The 3,092-nt window shown below is 74.5% G+C and carries 2 protein-coding genes; both read right to left on the bottom strand.

Translation table 11 applies throughout. From position 1 onward, the window contains the following. Nucleotides 1-1,503 (bottom strand): acetyl/propionyl/methylcrotonyl-CoA carboxylase subunit alpha (locus D8M29_RS10310; RefSeq protein ID WP_127445950.1); only part of this gene is annotated, 1,503 nt, incomplete at its 3' end. Between the two features lie 7 nt (nucleotides 1,504-1,510). Further along, nucleotides 1,511-3,092: carboxyl transferase domain-containing protein (locus tag D8M29_RS10305; protein ID WP_127445949.1), on the bottom strand; the 1,582-nt coding region annotated here is incomplete at its 5' end.

The raw sequence follows: 3,092 nt of genomic DNA, 5'->3' as shown, positions 1-3,092 counted from the left end.
GGCGGTCGACGCCTCGAGGCCGTCGATCAGCTCGGTGGTGAGCCGGCCGGTCCGCACGTCCTCGCGGGCCGCGAGCTCGCGCAGCCAGCCCAGGTTGGAGCGGACGCCGAACAGCACGGTGTCCGCGAGCGCGGCGTCGAGCCGGTCCAGGGCCTCGGCGCGGTCGGCGCCACGGGCGATGAGCTTGGCGATCATCGGGTCGTAGAAGCCGGTGATCTCGGGCTGTGCGCCGTCGACGTCCACGGGGTCCACGGCGCCGGCGGCGGGGCCAGTCTGCGGTCCGGAGCCGAACGCGCGCTCCTCGGCCGGCCGGGAGGGCAGCAGGAGGGTGTCGACGCGGACGCCCTCGCCGGCGGGCTCGCGCCAGCGCAGCACCGGCCCGGTGGAGGGCAGGAAGCCGTTCGCGGGGTCCTCCGCGTAGACGCGGGCCTCGACGGCGGCGCCGTCGAGGGTCACGTCCTCCTGGGCGAAGCCGAGCGGCCCCCCCGCGGCGATGCGCAGCTGCAGCTCCACGAAGTCCAGGCGCTGTCCGCGCACCCGGACGACCTCCTCGGAGACCGGGTGCTCCACCTGCAGGCGGGTGTTCATCTCCATGAAGAAGAACTCGTCCGGGTTCTCGTCCGAGACGAGGAACTCGACGGTGCCGGCACCGCGGTAGCCCACGGACACGGCCGCGTCCACGGCGGCCCGGCCCAGGCGCTCGCGGAGCTCGGCCCCGTGCGCCAGCCCGGTCAGCAGGGGCGCGGGGGCCTCCTCGATCACCTTCTGGTGGCGGCGCTGCAGGGAGCACTCGCGCTCGCCCAGGTGCACGGTGGCGCCGTGGGCGTCCGCGAACACCTGCACCTCGATGTGCCGGGGCGCGGTGATGAGCCGCTCGAGCAGCAGGGTGTCGTCGCCGAACGCGGAGCGCGCCGTGCGCCGGGCCGAGGCGAGGGCGCCGGGCAGCTCCTCGGCGGCGCGCACGGCCACCATGCCCTTGCCGCCGCCGCCCGCGGAGGGCTTGATCAGCAGCGGGAAGCCGACGCGCTCGGCCTCGGCCGTGATCTGCTCGTCGGTGAGCGTGGGGTCCTGGATGCCGGGGACCACCGGCACGTCGTACGCGGCCACGGTCTCCTTGGCGCGGATCTTGTCCGCCATCGCGTCGAGCGAGGCCACGGGCGGGCCCACGAACACGATGCCGGCCGCGTCCAGCGCGCGGGCGAAGTCGGCGTTCTCGGACAGGAAGCCGTAGCCGGGGTGCACGGCCTGGGCGCCGGTGCGGCGCGCGGCGTCGACGACGGCGTCGATGTCCAGGTAGGACTCGCGGGCCGGAGCCGGGCCGAGGCGGACCGCCGTGTCCGCCTCGCGGACGTGCCGCGCGTCGGCGTCGGCGTCGGAGTGCACGGCCACCGAGCGGATGCCGAGGCGGCGCAGGGTGCGGATGACGCGCACGGCGATCTCGCCGCGGTTGGCCACCAGCACGGTGTCGAACAGGGGCGTCCCCTGGGCGTGGTTCTCGGTCACGGGTGCCTCACATGCGGAACAGGCCGAACCGGGAGTCCGGCAGCGGGGAACGGGAGATGACGTCGAGGGCCAGGGAGAGCACCCGGCGGGTCTGGCCGGGGGTGATCACTCCGTCGTCCCAGAGGCGGGCGGTGGAGTACAGGGGGCTGCCCTGGTCCTCGTACTGCCGGCGGACCGGCGCCTGGAAGGCCTCGACCTCCTCGGGGGACATCGGCTCCTCCCCCGCGGCGGCCCGCTGGTCCTGCTTGATCTGCGTGAGCACGGAGGAGGCCTGCGGGCCGCCCATCACGGAGATGCGCGCGTTCGGCCACATCCACAGGAAGCGGGGTGAGTAGGCGCGGCCGCACATCGCGTAGTTGCCGGCGCCGAACGAGCCGCCGATCACCACGGTCAGCTTGGGCACGCGGGCGGTCGCGACGGCGGTGACCATCTTGGCGCCGTCGCGCGCGATGCCGCCGGCCTCCGCGTCCCGACCCACCATGAAGCCGGAGATGTTCTGCAGGAACAGCAGCGGGATGCCGCGCTGGTCGCACAGTTCGATGAAGTGCGCGCCCTTGCGGGCGGAGTCTCCGAACAGGATGCCGTTGTTGGCGAGGACGCCCACGGGGTGGCCGTCGATCCGCGCGAACGCGGTGACCAGGGTGGTGCCGTAGAGGGGCTTGAACTCGTGGACGGAGCCGCCGTCCACGAGGCGGTCGATCACCTCGCGCACGTCGTAGGGGGTGTTCACGTCCACGGGCACGACGCTGGTCAGTTCGGCCGGGTCCTTGGCGGGCTCCGCGGCGGGGGCGACCTCCCAGGCCGGCGCCTCGGCCGGGGGCAGGGTGGCCACGATGTCCCGGAGGATCTGCATGGCGTGCAGGTCGTCGTCCGCCAGGTGGTCCGCGACGCCGGAGCGCTCGGCGTGCAGCCGGCCGCCGCCGAGGTCCTCGGGCGAGACGTCCTCCCCGATCGCGGCCTTCACGAGCGGGGGGCCGCCGAGGAAGATGGTGCCCTGCTCGCGCACGATCACGGTCTCGTCCGACATGGCCGGCACGTACGCGCCGCCCGCCGTGGAGGAGCCGCACACCGCGGCCAGCTGCGGGATGCGCTGCGAGGAGAGCAGCGCCTGGTTCCGGAAGATGCGGCCGAAGTGCTCGCGGTCCGGGAAGACCTCGTCCTGGCGGGGCAGGAACGCGCCGCCGGAGTCCACGAGGTAGATGCACGGCAGGCGGTTCTCCAGGGCGATCTCCTGGGCCCGCAGGTGCTTCTTCACCGTCATGGGGTAGTAGGTGCCGCCCTTCACGGTGGCGTCGTTGCCGACCACCATCACGAGGCGGCCGTGGACCAGGCCGATGCCCGCCACGACGCCCGCGGCGGGGCTGTCCCCGTCGTACAGGCCGTGCGCGGCCAGCGCGCCGACCTCGAGGAAGGGCGAGCCCTCGTCGAGCAGCGCGTCGATGCGGTCCCGCACCAGCAGCTTGCCGCGGCCGGTGTGGCGCTCGCGCGAACGCTCGGGCCCGCCTCGCGACGTGCGGGCGACGCGGTCGGCGAGCTGCTGCCCCAGCCCGGCGGTGCCGGCCGCCTTGCGCCCGTCCGCGCTGTGCCCC

The organism is Micrococcus sp. HSID17227 (assembly GCF_003989405.1).
GTDB classification, from domain to species: Bacteria; Actinomycetota; Actinomycetes; order Actinomycetales; family Micrococcaceae; genus Micrococcus; species Micrococcus luteus.
Note: the sequence above shows the minus strand (reverse complement) of the source record. Positions and strands in the feature narration are given on the sequence as shown.